At 34.8% G+C, this 18,213-nt stretch carries 19 protein-coding genes and 1 pseudogene; 5 read left to right on the top strand and 15 right to left on the bottom strand.

Annotated features, from left to right (window positions below; all coding sequences use genetic code 11):
* The first annotated feature begins 5 nt into the window (after positions 1-5).
* Entirely contained in the window at positions 6-470 is a 465-nt protein-coding gene (locus ACM6HU_RS01485) for a DMT family transporter (RefSeq protein ID WP_016115534.1), read from the top strand.
* An 81-nt stretch (positions 471-551) separates the two neighbouring features.
* On the opposite strand, the gene ACM6HU_RS01480 is transcribed toward ACM6HU_RS01485, so the two are convergent.
* Together ACM6HU_RS01480 and ACM6HU_RS01475 are read right to left on the bottom strand one after the other, a co-directional pair.
* Entirely contained in the window at positions 552-1,784 is a 1,233-nt protein-coding gene (locus tag ACM6HU_RS01480) for an MFS transporter (protein ID WP_016115535.1), read from the bottom strand.
* Positions 1,785-1,821: 37 nt separating this feature from the next.
* A complete protein-coding gene (locus ACM6HU_RS01475; protein ID WP_016115536.1) occupies positions 1,822-2,301 on the bottom strand; it encodes a GNAT family N-acetyltransferase in 480 nt (159 codons plus the stop codon).
* A 125-nt stretch (positions 2,302-2,426) separates the two neighbouring features.
* Between ACM6HU_RS01475 and ACM6HU_RS01470 the strand changes: the two genes are divergently transcribed.
* On the top strand, positions 2,427-3,578 hold the full coding sequence (locus tag ACM6HU_RS01470; protein ID WP_016115537.1) for an ArsR/SmtB family transcription factor: 1,152 nt from the start codon (positions 2,427-2,429) through the stop codon (positions 3,576-3,578).
* 64 nt (positions 3,579-3,642) lie between these two features.
* Here the strand turns inward: ACM6HU_RS01470 and ACM6HU_RS01465 are convergent, their stop codons facing one another.
* The 3 genes from ACM6HU_RS01465 to ACM6HU_RS01455 form a co-directional block, all read right to left on the bottom strand.
* Positions 3,643-4,050 (bottom strand): NUDIX hydrolase, encoded by a 408-nt coding sequence (locus tag ACM6HU_RS01465; RefSeq protein WP_016115538.1) that lies wholly within the window; start codon positions 4,048-4,050, stop codon positions 3,643-3,645.
* Between the two features lie 387 nt (positions 4,051-4,437).
* Positions 4,438-5,352: a D-alanine--D-alanine ligase gene (locus ACM6HU_RS01460; RefSeq protein ID WP_414847963.1), complete on the bottom strand. Its 915-nt coding sequence runs from the start codon at positions 5,350-5,352 to the stop codon at positions 4,438-4,440.
* Positions 5,353-5,363: 11 nt separating this feature from the next.
* On the bottom strand, positions 5,364-6,806 hold the full coding sequence (locus ACM6HU_RS01455; protein ID WP_016115540.1) for a PLP-dependent aminotransferase family protein: 1,443 nt from the start codon (positions 6,804-6,806) through the stop codon (positions 5,364-5,366).
* 347 nt (positions 6,807-7,153) lie between these two features.
* Between ACM6HU_RS01455 and ACM6HU_RS01450 the strand changes: the two genes are divergently transcribed.
* On the top strand, positions 7,154-7,312 hold the full coding sequence (locus ACM6HU_RS01450; protein ID WP_016115541.1) for a hypothetical protein: 159 nt from the start codon (positions 7,154-7,156) through the stop codon (positions 7,310-7,312).
* Positions 7,313-7,737: 425 nt separating this feature from the next.
* Here ACM6HU_RS01450 and aiiA read toward each other — a convergent pair whose 3' ends face one another.
* The 5 genes and pseudogenes from aiiA to ACM6HU_RS01425 all read right to left on the bottom strand — a co-directional run bounded on the left by aiiA (position 7,738) and on the right by ACM6HU_RS01425 (position 12,203).
* Positions 7,738-8,490: a quorum-quenching N-acyl homoserine lactonase AiiA gene (aiiA, locus tag ACM6HU_RS01445; protein ID WP_016115542.1), complete on the bottom strand. Its 753-nt coding sequence runs from the start codon at positions 8,488-8,490 to the stop codon at positions 7,738-7,740.
* A 90-nt stretch (positions 8,491-8,580) separates the two neighbouring features.
* Entirely contained in the window at positions 8,581-9,333 is a 753-nt protein-coding gene (locus ACM6HU_RS01440) for a hypothetical protein (RefSeq protein WP_016115543.1), read from the bottom strand.
* Positions 9,334-9,344: 11 nt separating this feature from the next.
* A complete protein-coding gene (locus tag ACM6HU_RS01435; protein WP_016115544.1) occupies positions 9,345-10,442 on the bottom strand; it encodes a DUF58 domain-containing protein in 1,098 nt (365 codons plus the stop codon).
* Positions 10,439-11,368 carry an AAA family ATPase gene (locus tag ACM6HU_RS01430; protein WP_016115545.1) on the bottom strand — a complete coding sequence of 310 codons (930 nt, stop codon included), beginning with the start codon at positions 11,366-11,368 and terminating at the stop codon, positions 10,439-10,441. The genes ACM6HU_RS01435 and ACM6HU_RS01430 overlap by 4 nt, the downstream gene beginning before the upstream one ends.
* 297 nt (positions 11,369-11,665) lie before the next feature.
* Positions 11,666-12,203, bottom strand: a pseudogene (locus ACM6HU_RS01425) (hypothetical protein).
* Between the two features lie 385 nt (positions 12,204-12,588).
* Between ACM6HU_RS01425 and ACM6HU_RS01420 the strand changes: the two are divergent.
* Positions 12,589-12,987, top strand: coding sequence for a DUF2871 family protein (locus ACM6HU_RS01420; RefSeq protein ID WP_016115547.1), 399 nt, complete (start codon positions 12,589-12,591; stop codon positions 12,985-12,987).
* Positions 12,988-13,215: 228 nt separating this feature from the next.
* On the opposite strand, the gene ACM6HU_RS01415 is transcribed toward ACM6HU_RS01420, so the two are convergent.
* From ACM6HU_RS01415 to ACM6HU_RS01405, 3 genes are all read right to left on the bottom strand, one after another.
* The gene (locus ACM6HU_RS01415) at positions 13,216-13,476 is read right to left on the bottom strand and encodes a YuzF family protein (protein ID WP_016115548.1); all 261 of its coding nucleotides are present in this window, start codon (positions 13,474-13,476) and stop codon (positions 13,216-13,218) included.
* Between the two features lie 135 nt (positions 13,477-13,611).
* A complete protein-coding gene (gene bshB2 / locus ACM6HU_RS01410; RefSeq protein ID WP_016115549.1) occupies positions 13,612-14,274 on the bottom strand; it encodes a bacillithiol biosynthesis deacetylase BshB2 in 663 nt (220 codons plus the stop codon).
* 15 nt (positions 14,275-14,289) lie between these two features.
* Entirely contained in the window at positions 14,290-14,640 is a 351-nt protein-coding gene (locus ACM6HU_RS01405; protein ID WP_016115550.1) for a YojF family protein, read from the bottom strand.
* A gap of 249 nt (positions 14,641-14,889) precedes the next feature.
* Between ACM6HU_RS01405 and ACM6HU_RS01400 the strand changes: the two genes are divergently transcribed.
* Entirely contained in the window at positions 14,890-16,215 is a 1,326-nt protein-coding gene (locus ACM6HU_RS01400) for an ArsB/NhaD family transporter (RefSeq protein WP_016115551.1), read from the top strand.
* Positions 16,216-16,251: 36 nt separating this feature from the next.
* Here the strand turns inward: ACM6HU_RS01400 and ACM6HU_RS01395 are convergent, their stop codons facing one another.
* Both ACM6HU_RS01395 and ACM6HU_RS01390 read right to left on the bottom strand, forming a co-directional pair.
* A complete protein-coding gene (locus ACM6HU_RS01395; RefSeq protein WP_275857892.1) occupies positions 16,252-16,479 on the bottom strand; it encodes a hypothetical protein in 228 nt (75 codons plus the stop codon).
* 240 nt (positions 16,480-16,719) lie between these two features.
* Positions 16,720-18,132 carry a glycoside hydrolase family 1 protein gene (locus ACM6HU_RS01390; RefSeq protein ID WP_275857893.1) on the bottom strand — a complete coding sequence of 471 codons (1,413 nt, stop codon included), beginning with the start codon at positions 18,130-18,132 and terminating at the stop codon, positions 16,720-16,722.
* Positions 18,133-18,213: the final 81 nt, after the last annotated feature.

The raw sequence follows: 18,213 nt of genomic DNA, 5'->3' as shown, positions 1-18,213 counted from the left end.
GAACCATGTTATATATTTGTATTGCCATTTTAGCTGGAATTTCCATTGTAGTTGCAAGAATTATTAATGCTAACTTAGCAGCAAAGATCGGGATTTTCCAAGGGACATTTTTTAATTATATTACAGGACTGTTTTTTTCTTTTCTATTTTTAATCTTTAGCAATGAATCTCTTCACGTATCAACTGCAACATTGCAATCTATACCATTTGTAGTGTATTTAGGTGGGTTAGTAGGTGTTATTGTAATCGTGTTATCAAACTATATTACCCCTAAGATATCATCTTTCTATTTAACGTTATTAATTTTTGTAGGGCAATTATTTATGGGAGTAATAATTGATTTCTTTACATCAAACGATGTATCTATCGGTAAAATAATCGGTGGTTTTTTAGTATTACTTGGACTCACTTATAATTTATTGGTCGATAAAACATATGAACCCATAAAAAATAGTAAGGTACAACTCTAACAGCATACCAAAAAATAGAAAAGGAATAAATCCACTCGCTTGCATTGGACTTATTCCTTTTATGTACGAATACCTCCAGGTTCAACACATCAACTTTGTCTCTTCTTTAACAGAGTGCCTTCTAAAGACAAGGAATTTCAATGCAACAGACATAATAATCATTCCGATTCCACAAACGATAAAAATAACATTTATAGATACAAATATAGAAAGAATCCCAAATATGAGAAGCGATGCTGTATCCGCTAAATAAAGCAAAACCGCATTAAAACTAAACCCTCTCCCTAACATATCTTTAGGAACAAGTTTTTGTAATATGTATACCCTTGTTAGTCCCGCTAGTGGCAAGCCAATGCCTACTATGAATACTCCAACAAAATAAAATGGAATGTTGAATGTAAATCCAAGTAGGAAAATCCCAATCCCCCAAATGATCGAAGCAATTGTATAAATAGCTAAATCTAACTCCTTCCATATGAAAGGAATAATCATATTTGTAATGATTACGATACATCCGAAGAAACCTTGAATAACACTATAAACTTCTTTACTGTCTTTCGTGAACTCCCCCAAAGATACGAGTAATCCTACTTTCCAAACCCATGTGTTCATAAAAACCATTGTAAATGTAAGAAGAAATAAAAATGTAATTTGTTTATTAGATTTCATCCAAATCCAAAACTCTCGCAATGAGAGTATTACTTCTTTCACCTGTTTCTTTTTTGCATCCATCACGTCCTCTGTTACATTCATTTTGATAAGAAAAAGTGCGCTTATGAAATATGTAATTGCATCAATCGTAAAAAAGTGAATGACACCTACTGTCTTCATTAACAATATGGAGAGAAACGGGCTGAGTACAGTTATCCCTCTCGTTACGGAATCATATAAACTATTCGTCATATTCCGTTGTTCTATAGGGGTTATAATTGGTAATAGCGCTCGGTGTGCTGGATTAAAAAAACAACCGCAACACTGAATAAAAAAACTTATGATGATCATATACGTGTAGGTTAAAACATCGAAGTAATAGCAGAAGACAGGAGAAAGGATGAGCGGAATACGAATTATATCAATCATAATTAGCAATTTATTTTTCTGCACCCAATCGGCTATAACACCGCCCACTAATCCAAACAAAAGATAAGGAATCGTTGTCGCAATTACCATTCCTGTTGTATATAATTCTGATCCAGTTAAATCATAAGCAAGAAAAACAAAGGCCAATCCAGTTAATATATCGCCTAAGCTAGAGACTCCCCCTCCCAATAAGTAATACATTATATTTTTATTTTTTAAAATCGTTTTATACAACGGCCTCTCCTCTTCCATATTTTATTTCGAAATACATTTATGAAATATCTCTTCTGTAGCGAATTTTCAGATCTACACTACTTTGTTGTACAAAACCTCTTGCCTCGTAAAAAGGAATTCCTTTTTGATTCCCTTTCATTACAGAAACCCATTGTTTTGTTGCACCTTGTTCAATTTGTCTTTCTGTAACTGCGTTTAAAAGCATTGTTCCAATCCCTTCACCTCTTCTACTAGGATTTAAATACAGCACAAAAAGTTCTCCTACTTTTCCACTTATCATCCCACCTCCACCAGCACCAACTACTTCTCCATTCTCTAAAGCAACATACCAGCCATCCCATCCTGGCATGGGCAGAGTAACTTCTTGATAAATTCGTTCAAATTGATAGAACTCTTCAATTACCGCATCGATATATTCTTTTTCTTTTAAATCCACATACGTATCACACCAACCATCTGAGCACACTTTAGAAATCCCTTCCACATGACAAACTGAAGCTTTTTGAATTTGAATCATTTTTTATTCCCCCCTAAATTGATAAACAGCATGAATTGAAATAAATTCTGAATTGCTGTAAAATTATATTAACATTCATATATCGAATATGTAAATATGGAATATTTTATTTTCAGGAGGTTTCTATGAAAAAAGAGTTTCTTACGCCAACATACCCAAAAGCGAATATTAACATTGCAACATCTATGGGAGTAAATATTGCTACGAATATATTGTTAATTGATTACCAAAAAGGCAATCATACTATGACTTCTCCTTGGATAAAGGCGACTGTACCCAAACTTTCACAAACATTCCATGAAAATTTTCTTTCTTTACGATCTGTACTCGCTCATGGTGCAATATTACGGGAATTTATTTTAAAAAAAATAGATTTAGCTGATTCTACACACACAGAATGGGGACCTTTCATTTCTTGGTGGGAAAGTCTATCTAGCGAAGAAATTGAAGAATTAATTACATATGCAATTATTGAAAATATAAATTACTATCACGCTAACTTACCTAATGACAAAAAAATAGATCAACTATTACATGGCATTCAACTTAATGAAGAAAGTTTATCTCATATATCTACACGAAAAATTGCTTTAACTGTGGTTTTAGAAAGCTGGGGAATCGCATCTACTGAAGAAAAAGTGTCCTTTTTTCTAGATGTAAATGAGGTAAAAATAAAAATAATCGCCCTATTAAAAGACTTTTGGAAAGCTGCATTTGAACCTGTATGGCTCAATTATTCAAGTACTTTGCAGCAAGAAACTGTGCAATTACAATCTATTTCTACTCATTCATGTAAAACAAATGATGAAATTGTTTTTTTTATAACTGGATTATATCCTGACAGTTCATGGGTTGAAACGATTCGTTCTTCCAAAAACATTACTTTTATTCCAACATTGCATATGGGCAGTTTCTTATCTATTTTTAAAGTAGATGAAGTCCTCTATATTTTATTTGAACCAAAACTAACACCTAAACAACAAAATGCTGAAGCCGATACTCGGTTGAATATTGATGAAATCATCCCTGCTGTTACTGCTTTAGGTGATCAAGCACGCTTAACTATATTAACGGCACTTGCCAATCATCAAGAATTATTTGCCCAAGAAATTATTAATGAGACTGGATTACATCAAAGTACGGTATCTCGGCACCTAGCTGTACTAGAAAGCGGCGATCTTCTTCATGTGAGAAAAGAAGGTAAAACAAAGTATTATTCTATTAATAAAACCACGGTTGAAAAAACAATTACTTTTTTAAATCATATAAAACGTTAATCAAAAATAGAGAAAGCTGCGCTTTCTCTATTTTTGATTACACTATATTCCCCACTACTATCGATTAAAGCACCACAAAAAAAGGTTGCTCTTTTTCATCTAAACTTTTTACGATTCTCTCTTTGAAATTTGACCACGTAACCATCTTTAAAGCCTCTTCAACAGTAAAGAATCCGACTTCTAAACTCTCACTACTTGTTTCTAACTGACCACCTATAGGTTTTGCTAGCCAACAAGTAGCACAAACACCTAAACTTAGATTTTGATATATACCACAGAACCTCGTCACACGAATATCAATTCCTGTTTCTTCTTTCACTTCCCTAATAGCAGCGTCTTGAATGGATTCCCCTTCTTCAACTTGCCCTCCTGGTTGCTCCCATCCTCTACGCGGACCACGAATTAACAGGATCTTCCCTTCATCGTTTACAACAACGACACCCACTGAAACATAATGTTTTGGATTACTCATATGAACTACCTACCTTTCTACATATCATCATTCATTCGTATTTATGCTAAACCAGAGTATAATATGGACACATTATTAATCTGGTTTAATTTTATTAACCTTGTAATGCTACTTATTTCACAACTTAAATATTCGTGAATGATAGGAGAAAGTGGGATATTTTTTGTTCATACAACTACCATGAGCTTTGTGTATTAATATAGACTTGAATTAACACGGAAATATACGAATGGTTCTTAGAAAGACTATAAGACATAGTGTTCTTCATCTAAAATAATATTTTTACATACTATGAAAAATACGAAACAGAATAAACTAGACACAGAACTCTTTTCACCTGAATTATAAGAATTTCAATTAGATTTCCATACTGCATTTCATGTGCTATTAGAAACCTTCGCTCCTTCTAACCTGTAAGGAAGTTTCAATAATCATATCCAATAGCTTGTTATAGGATATTCCTGCCGCATGGGCACTTTTAGGCAACAAGCTATTTTTTGTCATCCCCGGCAATGTATTCACTTCCATAACATACGGGATTCCATCTTTTATAATCATATCCACTCTAGCATAAACACTGCATTTTAATGCTCTATAGCAGGTCATTGCAGCTTCGGCAACACGTTCATATGTGGTAGCCGGAAGTTCCACAACCTCTTCAATCGTAGCGATATCATCGTATTTCGCATGATAATCAAAAAATTCAGCCGTATGTTGAATCGAAATGATTGGTAAAAGCTTTCCGTCCAAAATAGAACATGTAATTTCTTCACCCTTTATATATTTTTCAATCACTATTTCAGAATCCCATTTGAATACATCCTCAAGAGAAGAAAATAAAGAATCCTTATCGTATACGATCTTTACCCCTACACTGGAACCACCTGAATTTGGTTTTACCACTAACGGATACCCCATTTTATCTATTTCATCAAGCTGAAGCTCTTCCGTATTTGAAAGATGAATCCAATCTGGTGTTTCAATACCTTCATAACGAATCATTTTTTTCGACATATTTTTATCCATACAAATACCGCTTGATAGCATGCCACTTCCGGTATATGGAACGCTGAGAGTTTCCAGTGTACCTTGAATCGTACCGTCCTCCCCATATTCTCCATGAAGTGCTAACAATGCAATATCAAGATTTCTTCCCTTTTCAACAAGCTCTTTTTTATCCTTTAGTTTAATAGGCACTATTTCATACTTACTCTTATCCAAATGTGCAATCATTTCTTCCCCTGTCATGAGGGACACTTGTTTTTCGGAGGACACTCCTCCCATAATAACGCCAACTCTCATTTTCCCAACTCCTAAATTTCATTATTTAAGGTATCACCAATTATTTTAATTCCATTGAGAATATCTTCTTCTTTTAAGCGAGAGAATCCTAATCGAAATGTATTACTTCCCCCTCCATCTGTGTAAAAGACATCTCCAGGAGAAAAAACAACTCCCTTTTGACAACATTTTTTCAAAAGTATACGTGCATTTATTCCTTTTTCTAACTCTATAAAAAGATGAAGTCCGCCATCTCCAGTCATTCTTTTAAATGGAATGTATTGATTACAAGAATGAAGGGCTAGTTCATATTTTTTCTTATAAATTGACTTGGCCTTTTTTAAATATTTTTCGAAATAGCCATCATGTAAATATTGATAAAGTACTGCCTGATCCAATGTGGACGTATGAATATTTCGTGCCCTTTTCATACTTTCCAAGTAGTGGATTAATTTCTTATCCGCTAAAATCCAACCAACACGTAAGCCCGGAAAAAGAACTTTTGAAAAACTGCTAATATAGACAACATTGTTCCCGGGTCCGGAAAAAGTCAATAACGGCGCTAAATGTGAACCTGAATAACGTAATTCCTCATTAAATCCATCCTCTACAATTGGAATTTGATATTTTGAAAAAAGTTTCATAATTTTAGACCTTTTTTCAGAGGAGGTGACAATCCCAGTAGGATTATGGTAGGACGGAATTAGATATGCAAAATCAAAATCTGTTTCGGACAAACTTTTCTCAACTTGACAAATATCGATACCATCATCCTTCATCTCAATCCCGTGGATTTCATATCCATGTAATCGAAAAAGCTTTAATGCAGTATGGTGGGTAGGGTTTTCACAAATAATACGCCCGGATTTTTTAGCTAAGGAAGACAATAAAATATCCAGGCCCTCAGTGAAGCCATTCGTAATGAGAATATCTTTGTTGGAAATGTCTACTCCTTTCATTTCCATATAGTGAAGAAGGTAATGAATTAGGGGTCTATAACCTTTAGCATATCCGTAGTTCAAAATGATATCTCCTTCATTGGATAACCTCGTCAAAAAAGCCCTTTTAAAATTTTCGACATCAAAAAGTTTTTCATCTGGAGCAATGCTATTGAATGAAATCATGCCCTTTTCCCAGCGAACACCGTGCTTCATTAAATCTAATTCATCAGCTTGCAAGGTAACTTCATTAAGCTTTTCTTTCCAGTTTAGTTCGATAGATGGTGTTTTGGATGCATCGACTTTCCCTACAAAATTTCCTTTTCCCTTTATTGCATAGATTAGGCCTTCTTGTTCTAAATCTGCGTAAGTAGTGAGAGCAGTCGTTCTGCTAATCGATAATAATTTGCTTAATTCTCGGGTAGATGGGAGCTTCTGATGCTCCAATAGTTGGCCTTTCATAATCATTTTTTTCAAATGATCCTTTAATTGGATATACACCGGACGATTGTCTACAAACTTAAAATCATTAAACAATTCCTCGCCCTCCTTACTATCATTTTTACATAATTATATCTATCTCAAAAGGTCCACCACATATGTATTTTCTTTAACTAGCGGTATGGTTTAAAACACCATTCATACAGCTTTTTTACAAACATCATGACTTTATTTTACATCTACACCTAGTTTTATTAACTTACAAAATTTAAAGTTATAGATAAAATTGGTTCTGTAATTCATGTTTTGTTTAAAATATTTGTTCTCTAAGAATATAATGCATTTTATTACTTCTAAGAAAAATATGTTACAGAATGTGTACCAGGTTTTATTAACCACTGCGCCTATGTATTCCGAAACGTAAAAAACAAGGAGGAGAACATATGAAATTTTACTACGATGGTTCTGGAAACAAAATCAAATTCCATTTTGAGATGAACAAGCCTAAACCTAAATCAGAAAAAAATACTGGTAAAGAAATTTTCAGTAGCGTTTATTTGATCGTGCAAATACTTTATATGTTGCAGCGTTTCTTTCAGTAATGATTAGCAGCTGGCTATCCTGGTCAACCTTTTTTACAAAAGTAAAAGAAATGTCTTGATTTTCTACTCTACAGACATTGAAAAATGCCACAAAGATATAAAAATAGGTAGAATCAGCGATTCCACCTTCTCAACAACTAAAGTAATTTACCTCTCTATTTATGGGCAGTAAGATTCCCACCCCAAAATTCAGCAAAAGCAAAGAATTTAAGTGGAGGATGCCCTCCACTGATTAAAGTTTCACTTTATTGATGTGCGATCACAACTACTTATTAATGACAAAAAACAGATCATTACACTAAACAGCATTATGATTCCCCTCATACCTTCCACCTTTTTTAGATTGTATTAGAATATCGTATCTCCATAAATCAATATAGAAAAAGGTGTAGTTATATTATTTTTATTTCTGTAAAATGAGTACATTATAAAAATTCAGGAAATGTTTTACACCTTTTCTCTTGTTCCATATCATGTCCAAAGAAAACAATAGGCTTTTCATCCAAAACAATTTCTTTTAATCGTTCGATAGATTGGGAGGCCATTTCTGAATTAAATCCTGCGAATGGGACACCTTGTTCAAAGTTTTCCTGTGTGTAAGCTGCATCAATTGTTAATAAAACAGAACCTGACTTTTCCGTTTTAACGAGGATTGATTGATGACCAGGAGAGTGCCCTGGCGTATAAAGCAATTGAACACCTGGTATTACTTCATAATCTCCCTCAATTATTTGATAGTTCAAATCTGGTAATATGCATTCCTTTAAATATTCTTCTCTATGTAAAGCAGCATCATATTCAGTTCGTTGTACAATAATGGGTGTATGGATGAAGCTCCCATTCCCCCCAGCATGGTCAAAATGCAAATGAGAGCTAATAACACAGAGAAGGTCTCCTGGCGCATAGCCCACTCGTTTTAAAATATTTACAATTCTATCATCCGGCTTCATTTCCGGAAGAATCTGCCCTTCAACGAACGTTCCCTTAAATAGATTTTCATTATCTACTGCGCTTTCTGGCATCCCTGTATCTATTAAAATTGGACCTTCTGTCGTTTCCAAAAGGTAGCACCATACCGGCAAATTCAAAAGTTTACCAGGAGTAAGCGTACTATTAACAGAAGAATGATCTAACATACAGCGGCCGGCTGGTAAAAAATAAAGTTTTTTAACGGTCATTCTCTATCCACCCTCTCATATCATTTTGGATGAAACAATACAGTAATACTTCCGCTAATAACAAACTTTCTCCTTCTATCTCTTTTTTCACTATAAATTTTTCTTTACATTTTCATTTATCCATCTCCGCATCATCTGTAATTCCTCATTTGAAGCAGTTCCTTCCCCATATCTTACTTTCTCATAAATTGGAATAATAGTATCGCTTTTGCGAATACGGGAAAACCATTGTTGAACCGTTTCTTGAAACCTTCTCTTTTCAAACTTCGGTAATGTCAATTCCCATTTGATTAGCATTGCTCTTACTTCTTCTATTGGAAGTATGAAACTATCTTGATCCTCTTGTTCTGCATTCCCCTCAACTTTTCGTATTTCTTTTTGTTTTAAAGATATATTATGAATCTGCTGCTTCTTATTCCGCATACGGCGAAAGATGAAAAATACGATTAACATCACTAAGAAAAGGATGCCAATTTGTATAAATATATTTCCAGTGCTAACTCCTAGAAACTCTTCGCCACCAATTGGCACCTTTCTATCTCGAGGAATTCCTTTGAAATCCCCTTTCTTATAATATCCATCTTTATTAAAATCTGGTGGATCTTCAATTTCATATAATACTCCTGAATCCTCCCCTGGTTCCATCGGCGTTCCTTCTTCTATAATTTTCGATTTTCTTGGTGTTAGCGGTTCACTACCCTCTCCTACCTTTGATTGAGAAGAATCTATTACCTGTTCCTTTGCGAAAAAAGCGCCTTTCGTTATTCCAATCGCTAATATAAAGCAAAGACCAATAGCTAGGAAACAAAATATAATACGTGATCCCCATTTCAATTTATTCACCGTTCCTCCCTTTACTTCACAATTTGTATCCACCCTTTTTGTTTTTCAGGTGGATATCCAATAATTAATGGGATACACCCTGCTTCTTGTCTTCTGAATCCTGTTTGATAAAAGAAATGCGCATTCAGCGGTGTATCTTTTTCCGTTAATGAGGACAACAAATCCATTGCTTTATAGAGTTGTTTTCGGTGCTTTCCTCCTTTTAAATGAATAACACCTTGTTCCCGTACGCCATTTATCCATAGTTCGAACGAGCAGTCTTGTGAGATTAACTCCCGGCATATACCAGCAGCGACTTGAATTAAATATTCCATATCCGTACGAAGCGTATATCCTGTTTTACCTAATAGATTTACATACAGCGCATACCGATCACCTTGTGTATATTCATACTTTTTCGCACTAATTACCCCAGTTTTCGCAGTTGCTCCCCAATGGATCGAGCGAAACGATTCCCCCTCATATTCTTTCACACCTACTATTTTCGTTTCATCATATAAAGGAGAAACAGCCGCTCTTCGAAATCCGTGTTTCCATGTTGTCATTTCTGGTATTGTTACTTTCGACATTTGCGGAAGAATATGAAATTCAGGGAGTTTCTTTTCTTCAATAGACAAGTAATAAGTCAGAAGACCAAATGGATCTGATATCATAAGTTCCGCAGCTTGCCAGCCTTGTTTTCCTCTTTCATTCGCATTTCCCTCTAACGTAATTGTGATCATATCTCTTCCTTCTATTTGGAGAGGAATTTGATAAGAGTGATGTGAACGCTGCATCTTCTGATCCGTTTCCCATTCCACTTGTTCATCAGAGCGAAACTGAAGAGCTGCTTTAAAAATTGGGAAACGTGCCTCATTTATAATTTGCACTACACATTCCCCTCTTTCGTTAATGAAGAGCCTCTTTTGGCTTTGAGAAATATCCCATCTCACTTTCATGATTGCTTTCATATACACATATATAAATCCAACTAGCAACAAGTAAAACAAAAAGGCAGCCACAATTAAAAATTGATTTGTAAATACGACGAGTATAAGACAAAAAACTCCGATTCCCCCTATAAAGAGGGGTTCCAGCAACGGATTTTTCTTTTTTATTATTTCGTTCATACACTTTCCACTGGAACTGCAATTTTTTCTAAAATTCCTTGCAGTACATCTACTTTTGTTGTTTTCATATCGCCTTCAATTGTTAACGTTAACCGGTGGGCACAAACCGGGGATGCCAAAGCTTTCAAATCATCAGGAGTTACATATTCCCGCCCCTTTAATAAAGCCCTTGCCTGAGCAGCTCTCATAAAAGCTAAAGACCCTCGTGGACTAACTCCAATTTCTACTAAATCATGCTTTCGCGTCGCTTCTACAATATCAAGCAAGTACTCCTCCACCTCATCGTGTATATGAATTTTTTTAGATTGCTCCTGCAACTCCAATATGTCAGAAAGAGATACAACGCTTTCCAAGTGGTTATATGGATTGTTTTCTTTAAATCGTTTTAACATTTCTTTTTCATATGTACGATCTGGATATCCTTGCCGAATTGTTAATAGAAATCGATCTAACTGCGCATCTGGAAGTGCAAATGTCCCTGCCGATTCTAACGGATTTTGTGTAGCTAACACAATAAACGGAGCTGGTAATACATGCGTTACTCCCGCAATTGTTACCGTACGTTCCTCCATTACCTCTAACAACGCTGATTGTGTGCGCGGAACAGCTCTGTTAATTTCATCTACTAAAACTAGATTTGCAAAAATAGGACCCTTCCTTGTTTTAAAATCACTCTCTTTCATATCAAAATACTCTAATCCTACTACATCACCAGGCAATGTATCAGACGTAAACTGAATACGTTGAAAGGCTCCATCAATACTTTTAGCAAGTGTTTTAGCTAATGTTGTTTTTCCCGTTCCTGGTACATCTTCTAATAAAACATGCCCGTTTGCGACTAGCGCGATCATCGCTAAGTCAATTACTTCTTCCTTGCCTACAATGACTTTCGAAACATTTTCTTTAATTTTCTCTAATATAGACATATTTCTTATCCACCTTTTATTATTTGATTTTTCTGATATTTTAACACAACAAACATTTTCTATAAACTGGAAAATGTGAGTTTTCTTCAAAATCTCTGCAACATGAACTCTACCGAGTGAATAGTGAGTGTCATGAATATAACCAAAGAAGCAAAGGGCTAAAACTTCTCAATGGTATAAAAATACTACATCTATTTACAACACGATAACTTGCTATCATATAAAATTATACAAATTAGAAATAAATAGTATAGACAACTCACTAAACAAGAAAAGATGTCTAAATTAGACATCTTTTCATTTAGATACTAGATTATCAAGTTTCCAATGGATATCTCCAAATGGATCAAGCTTACTATCCATATATAGATACATATTATTGAAATCTTTTGGTGAATTTTCCGTCTTAAATGAAGCGTCAAAAGTTAAAGAGTAGCCAGCTGGAACACTTTTGAATTTCTCTTCGTACATAGGCATAACTTGACCTTCATATTTTTTTCCCGTCTTTTCATCTTTAACAAAATACTGTATTTCTGAAAGATCAATTGCCTTTTCATCGGCCCGAGCGTTATTGATTGTAACACGAGCTACAATGCGCCCTATTCCATCTACTTTTTCATATTTTGCATTTTCAACTGTTGCTCTGTAGTATCCACCTTTTGCAATTTCTCCATATAGTAGTGCACTCTGTTCCTTTCTTTTTTCTTCAGACATTTCTTCTGATTTCTTTGATTGAGTAGTCACTTCTTGCTTTGTTGTAGTTTCCTCACTACAAAGCTGCCATTAAGCTTGTAAGCAAAAATGCTGTACATGTTACTTTTATTAAAGATTTCATAGAATTATCCTTCCCTATCCAAAAAATTAAAGCACAGGAATAATTTTACTCCAAAAGACAGATAGAAAGGAAGACTTTCTAGGAAGTTTGTTTTTATTCTTAGAATTATTATGTTATATCAACTTCATATGAATAGAATGTTCATTGTTATTCCTTCAATTAACCCATTAAATCTGATTCTTACACTCCCTCTTTGTTCACACAAATTTCAATTATTTCATATAATCGAATACCCTATAATTATGATAAAATAATTTTAAACCTGTTATATCATGACTCCTGGAAAACTAGGAATCTTTGTTATGTAACTACCATGATTTGAAAATACAATAGGAATTTACGAATCAAAAACCAACATTACAGATTCTACATCAGGAGGTATAAGATGAAAAAATTATATTATGCATCGTTCACATATTTAGTTATCGGTTTATTATCAGGTATATTCGCTAGAGAATATGCAAAATCAAAGGGGATTCTAGGGTCTACTCTGCTAAATCTTTTACATACGCATACACTCGTACTTGGATTTTTATTCTTTTTAATTGCCTTAGCGCTAGCAAAAGCATTTTCATTCCATAAAATGAAGGGTTTTAATATGTGGTTCATCGTCCATAATATTGGATTAATTTTAACACTTTCTTCACTGGCAACTCGAGGACTTCTGCAACTAAATGGAGCTGATTTCAAAGGATTAACCTATATCATCGGAATCTCTCACTCTATCATTGGTCTTAGCCTTGTTTGGTTTATGATTCTATTAAAAAAATCATTCAAAATGTAGGGTGTAACAAACATCAACAACAGCAACAATTCGAAACAAAATGTTGTTATTCTACTCCCTATTGTTAAAAAAATGATGGCTATGTTTTAAAACTTCCTCTTCATTGAAATTTAGGCTTTCTCAATTACTCTTGATTTGTATTTCTCTCCCCATTTTGTATATAAAAAACCTACTAATTAGCATAGTAGGTTCTTAGCTTCACTCTCGTAATTCATCTACAAACCACTTTTATTTTTCAGGTGCAAACCACACAATTTGCTGCACTCGAACAAACATAGGTATTTCTGTTTCCTCTAATACAATATGATCTGGTTTTACACTTCGCAATGTACCACTTACACTCCCTCGAATTGTTTCAACCACAATTCTTTTTCCAACTATAGATTGCAATGTTTGTACAACGTATGGATCGACTAATGCAACCACTTCACCACTTATCTCATAACCATCTCGAAAATAACCGAACACATCTTCATATGAATAGTACATATAGGCCTCCTCTTTTCAAGATTTGCTGTAGTGTATGTGCTATTCAAGTAAGAAGTGCCTATCTAACAGAAAAAGCGATGCCACAATGTGACATCGCTTTTGTATGTAAGGAAGACTAGAAGAAAATCTTCTAACCTACTCCCATTTATAAGTCCAAAATTGTTCAAGTTGTAACCATTTTAATGTTGCAGCATCTTTGTTTTGCAACTTCACTTCTGTTTCTTCAAGCATTGCTTCCGTTTGAGAACGATGCGCACGTAAAGCTGCTAACTTTTGATCAAACGCTTCACTAATGTTATTCACCACATCTGGTTCCCCTAATACTTCTTCACGATTTTTTGTAATCGCAACTGCATGAATGACCGGGCGTGTTTCTTTTGGCATACGTGATACTGCACGAACTGTAGCACGACCAAATGCATCATGGTCTGGATGAACTCCGTGTTCTGGATAGAATGTAATAATTCGTGATGGCTGTACATCGCGAATCACTGTTTCAATTTTATCTGCTACAAAATCTACATCTTCAAATTCTAATGTTTTATCGTGGAAACCAAGCATTCTTAAATCTTCAATGCCCATTGCTTCGCACGCATCTTTTAATTCCTTTTCACGGATATTTGGAATCGTTTCGCGATTAGCAAAAACGTTCTTACCCATATTGCGTCCCATTTGTCCAAGCGTTCCGCACGCATAAGTTACAGGTACTCCTTGCTTTCTTAATAAACTAATTGTTCCTCCCGCCGCAAATGATTCATCATCTGGATGCGGGAATACAACAAGCACATGTCTTTCCATACTTTCCCCTCCTTTTTATTTAAATGGTGTTAAGCTTAACTCAAGTGCTACAGCTAAGCGCCCTTTATTATCATGTCCCGCTAGTAACAGACGATTTTGCTCGTCTACTTCCCAATGCGTAATACCTTCAGCATATACCCAGCCGTGATCCATTTTGAGACCAACTCGGTATGGATTTGTTCCTGTTATTTTCCCACGTTCAAAACGAATAATCGCATTTCGAATGAACGCTCCGACTGTCATCATTTTTTCATTAAAATGTGAAGCGTATGCTCCATTTGTCGTTTCTAAATGAATATATACATCTTTATTTACAAAACGTTCGATTTCATGTTGAATAACAGCACTATCTTTTACTATTTCCATCGGATTTCACCTCTTTAAACCATTTTACGCAAAAATAATGTAAATTGCTATCTCTATATTAGAGGACAAAGTTCACTTTGCATAATAATTTGCATTTTGTTTTTTTATTTTTAGCATTGTATATGAAATTTTACTATTCCCTCACTATCCGTAAATAGTTTTCTTTCTTTTTTGAATTTGCTACAATAGAGTTTATGCGGAGGGATATATTTCGACAATTTAATACATATTTTTAAAGAAGGTGACATGTTGGAACATTCAGCACATGAAGTAGCAAATTGGCAATATTATTTTGCAATCGCCGTATTTTTAGTGACATACGGATTTATTATTTCCGAGAAATTGAACCGTGCTGTGATTGCACTGTTCGGTGCTGCCATTATGATTATTTTTGGTATTGTAGACTTACATACTGCCTTTACATCGCATATCCAATGGGAAACCATTACCCTTTTAATTGGAATGATGATTCTCGTACATATTACGAGTCAATCTGGTGTATTTGAATATGTAGCCATTAAAGCAGCAAAAGCAGCCGGCGGAAAGCCCATTCGAATTTTATTATTTTTATCCCTATTAACCGCAGTCGGCTCTGCATTTTTAGATAATGTAACAACCGTATTATTAATCGTTCCTGTTACACTATCGATCACGCGTATTTTAAAGGTGCAACCTGTTCCTTATTTGATTTCTGAAGTATTATTTTCAAATATTGGTGGTACCGCAACACTAATTGGTGATCCTCCAAACATAATGATCGGATCCGCCAATAAGCACTTAGACTTTAATGCCTTTTTACTCAATTTAACACCCATTGTACTTATTATTTCCATTGTTACATTAGGCATTATTTATCTGATGTACCGGAAAAAATTAAAAACAACATCTGAACAAATTGCTAAGCTTATGGCACTAAATGAAAAAGACTATATTCGTGATCGAAGCTTACTCCTAAAATCCCTTTCCATTTTAGGTTTGACAATTCTCGGCTTTGTTCTTCACTCAATTATTCATGTAGATGCGGCAGTTATCGCGATGACCGGTGCAACACTCCTCATGCTAATTGGCGTGAAACAACATGAATTAGAAGATGTCTTTGCTCATGTAGAATGGGTAACGATTTTCTTCTTCGCTGGATTGTTTATTCTTGTTGGCGGATTAATTGATATCGGTCTGATTTCATCACTTGCTAAAGAAGTTCTCGATGTAACAAATGGTGATATCGGTTTTGCAGCGATTCTTATCTTATGGGTATCAGGCGTGGCATCAGCTACTATTGATAATATTCCATTTGTCGCAACGATGATTCCGCTTATTCAAGATTTAGCTTCAGGACTTGGGCTTTCTGTTGATTCTCCTCAAATTGAAGTACTATGGTGGGCATTATCACTTGGTGCTTGCTTAGGAGGAAACGGAACGTTAATCGGAGCATCAGCAAACGTAGTTGTTGCGGGTATTGCTAACCGCGAAGGACACGGATTTTCTTACCTTGATTTCTTAAAAATTGGCTTGCCCTTAACAATCATTGCATTATTATTATCACATGTTTATATATATTTACGTTATTTAATGTAAATAGGTTTGCAGCAATATGCTGCAAACCTTTTTTTACTAAAAAAATATTCCAATAATCGCAAGTGCCCCCAAAATAATGCCACCAATTTGTCCAACGATTGTTGGTGACAATTGAACCCCTTTTTTAACTTCAACAATTGGTCTTTCATGTCTAAGCTGTTGGACTTCACTTTGTAATTGATGTACACTACCATGTAATTCTTTTACAAGTTCTTTTAATTCGGCTATCTCGTCATTTACTGGTTTTGGTTTTTCTAAATTCATCTGCCACGGCTCCTTATTCCAATCCATATGTTGTAAAATTTCGCCAGCACATATTCTTTTTCCTGCAAACCATATGCAGGAAAAAGAATATGTTTTATAGTAAAGTTTTCATTACTAGTAATCCACTGTATTTCAGTACTTTATGAACTCAAAATAATAGTTTGTTAAACATTTAATTCTCTTCTTTAAAAAAGATCTAGTAGATTAAAATCTACTAGATCTCCTCTTTCACTTTCTATGTCAGCCTAACGTTTCACCATTAGACGTTATTATATTTTTATACCAATAAAAACTTTGTTTACGGATACGACGTAAATCTTTCAAATCAAATTCATCACGATTTACATAGATAAATCCATAACGTTTACTAGACCCTTGATGTGTACTAACAAGGTCAATAGCTGACCAAGGACAAAAACCAAATACCTCTACCCCATCAGTAATCGCTAATTGGAGCTGTTCAATGTGTTTTTTCAAGAAATCAATACGATACGAATCATTGATTATATCGCCTTCCTCTAGCTTATCAAAAGCACCTAATCCGTTTTCAGTAACAATTAACGGTAAATGATAGCGATCATAAATTTCGCGTAATGTTGTTCTAAATCCTATTGGGTCAATTTCCCAACCAAACTCATTTTTCTTCAAATATTGATTCGTATGTCCTTTATATACACCTGGTTCTCCTGTAGTAATGTGCTGGTCACCGGTATGATTCACATCCGTTTCATCGCCCATACTTTGAGCGATCGTTTGAGAAGTATAATAGTTAAATGCAATAAAGTCTGGATTCGCCCCTGCTAAAATATCCATATCCCCTTCTTCGATTACTGGTGTATATCCTTTTTCCTCTAGGTAACCCCATGCAATATTGTTATATCGTCCATATACTGCCATATCTAAATACAACCAGTTTCGGATTGCAGCATAATTACCCGCTGCAAGAATATCTTCTGGTTTAGAGCTTGCTGGATAAATCGTTACAATGTTTGGTGCTGGTCCAATCTTTGCTTCTGGCAAAATTTCATGACATAGTTTCATTGCTTTCGCTTGGGCTAATAACATATGGTGATTTTGTTGATATAATTCTTTTTCAGGATTTTCTAAATTAGGATCCACTGTACCTATTGCCGAACCATGGAGAATCATCATATTTTGTTCATTGATTGTTAGCCAATATTTTACACGATCTCCAAAAGTCTTAAACAACGTTTTTGCATACTGTTCAAACGCATCGATTGTTTCACGGCTAGACCAACCACCTTTTTCTTGCAGGGCATATGGTAAATCAAAATGATACATAGTCACAATTGGTTCGATGTTCTTTTTTATTAACTCATCAATCAAGTTATTGTAAAACTCAACCCCTTTTGGATTTATTTCCCCTGATCCATTTGGAAAAATACGTGTCCATGCAATTGAGAATCGATACGCTTTAAATCCCATCTCAGCTAATAATGCAATATCTTCTTGATAACGATGGTAATGATCACTTGCTACTTTAAAGTCCGTCACACCTTCTACATGATTTGCCATATCAATTACTGATGGCCCTTTACCATCTTCATTCCAAGCCCCTTCAATTTGATAAGCTGATGTTGATCCTCCCCAGAAAAAATTCTCAGGAAACTGTTTTAAATTTTCATATTTCATGCCCTTTTTCCTCCGATTCGTTTTTATATAAGACTCTTATTCCTTACTTTCCTTCTAAACAAATTGTAGATGTTTTCCACT

This window comes from Bacillus sp. IT-79MI2, from assembly GCF_949768135.1.
GTDB classification, from domain to species: domain Bacteria; phylum Bacillota; class Bacilli; order Bacillales; family Bacillaceae_G; genus Bacillus_A; species Bacillus_A pseudomycoides.
Note: the sequence above shows the minus strand (reverse complement) of the source record. Positions and strands in the feature narration are given on the sequence as shown.

Coding starts and splice junctions, on each gene's coding strand:
- ACM6HU_RS01485 (WP_016115534.1), top strand. CDS start 6: ATGTTATATATTTGTATTGCCATTTTAGCTGGAATTTCCATTGTAGTT.
- ACM6HU_RS01475 (WP_016115536.1), bottom strand. CDS start 2,301: ATGATTCAAATTCAAAAAGCTTCAGTTTGTCATGTGGAAGGGATTTCT.
- ACM6HU_RS01470 (WP_016115537.1), top strand. CDS start 2,427: ATGAAAAAAGAGTTTCTTACGCCAACATACCCAAAAGCGAATATTAAC.
- ACM6HU_RS01465 (WP_016115538.1), bottom strand. CDS start 4,050: ATGAGTAATCCAAAACATTATGTTTCAGTGGGTGTCGTTGTTGTAAAC.
- ACM6HU_RS01460 (WP_414847963.1), bottom strand. CDS start 5,352: ATGAGAGTTGGCGTTATTATGGGAGGAGTGTCCTCCGAAAAACAAGTG.
- ACM6HU_RS01450 (WP_016115541.1), top strand. CDS start 7,154: ATGAAATTTTACTACGATGGTTCTGGAAACAAAATCAAATTCCATTTT.
- aiiA (WP_016115542.1), bottom strand. CDS start 8,490: ATGACCGTTAAAAAACTTTATTTTTTACCAGCCGGCCGCTGTATGTTA.
- ACM6HU_RS01435 (WP_016115544.1), bottom strand. CDS start 10,442: ATGAACGAAATAATAAAAAAGAAAAATCCGTTGCTGGAACCCCTCTTT.
- ACM6HU_RS01430 (WP_016115545.1), bottom strand. CDS start 11,368: ATGTCTATATTAGAGAAAATTAAAGAAAATGTTTCGAAAGTCATTGTA.
- ACM6HU_RS01420 (WP_016115547.1), top strand. CDS start 12,589: ATGAAAAAATTATATTATGCATCGTTCACATATTTAGTTATCGGTTTA.
- ACM6HU_RS01415 (WP_016115548.1), bottom strand. CDS start 13,476: ATGTACTATTCATATGAAGATGTGTTCGGTTATTTTCGAGATGGTTAT.
- bshB2 (WP_016115549.1), bottom strand. CDS start 14,274: ATGGAAAGACATGTGCTTGTTGTATTCCCGCATCCAGATGATGAATCA.
- ACM6HU_RS01405 (WP_016115550.1), bottom strand. CDS start 14,640: ATGGAAATAGTAAAAGATAGTGCTGTTATTCAACATGAAATCGAACGT.
- ACM6HU_RS01395 (WP_275857892.1), bottom strand. CDS start 16,479: ATGAATTTAGAAAAACCAAAACCAGTAAATGACGAGATAGCCGAATTA.
- ACM6HU_RS01390 (WP_275857893.1), bottom strand. CDS start 18,132: ATGAAATATGAAAATTTAAAACAGTTTCCTGAGAATTTTTTCTGGGGA.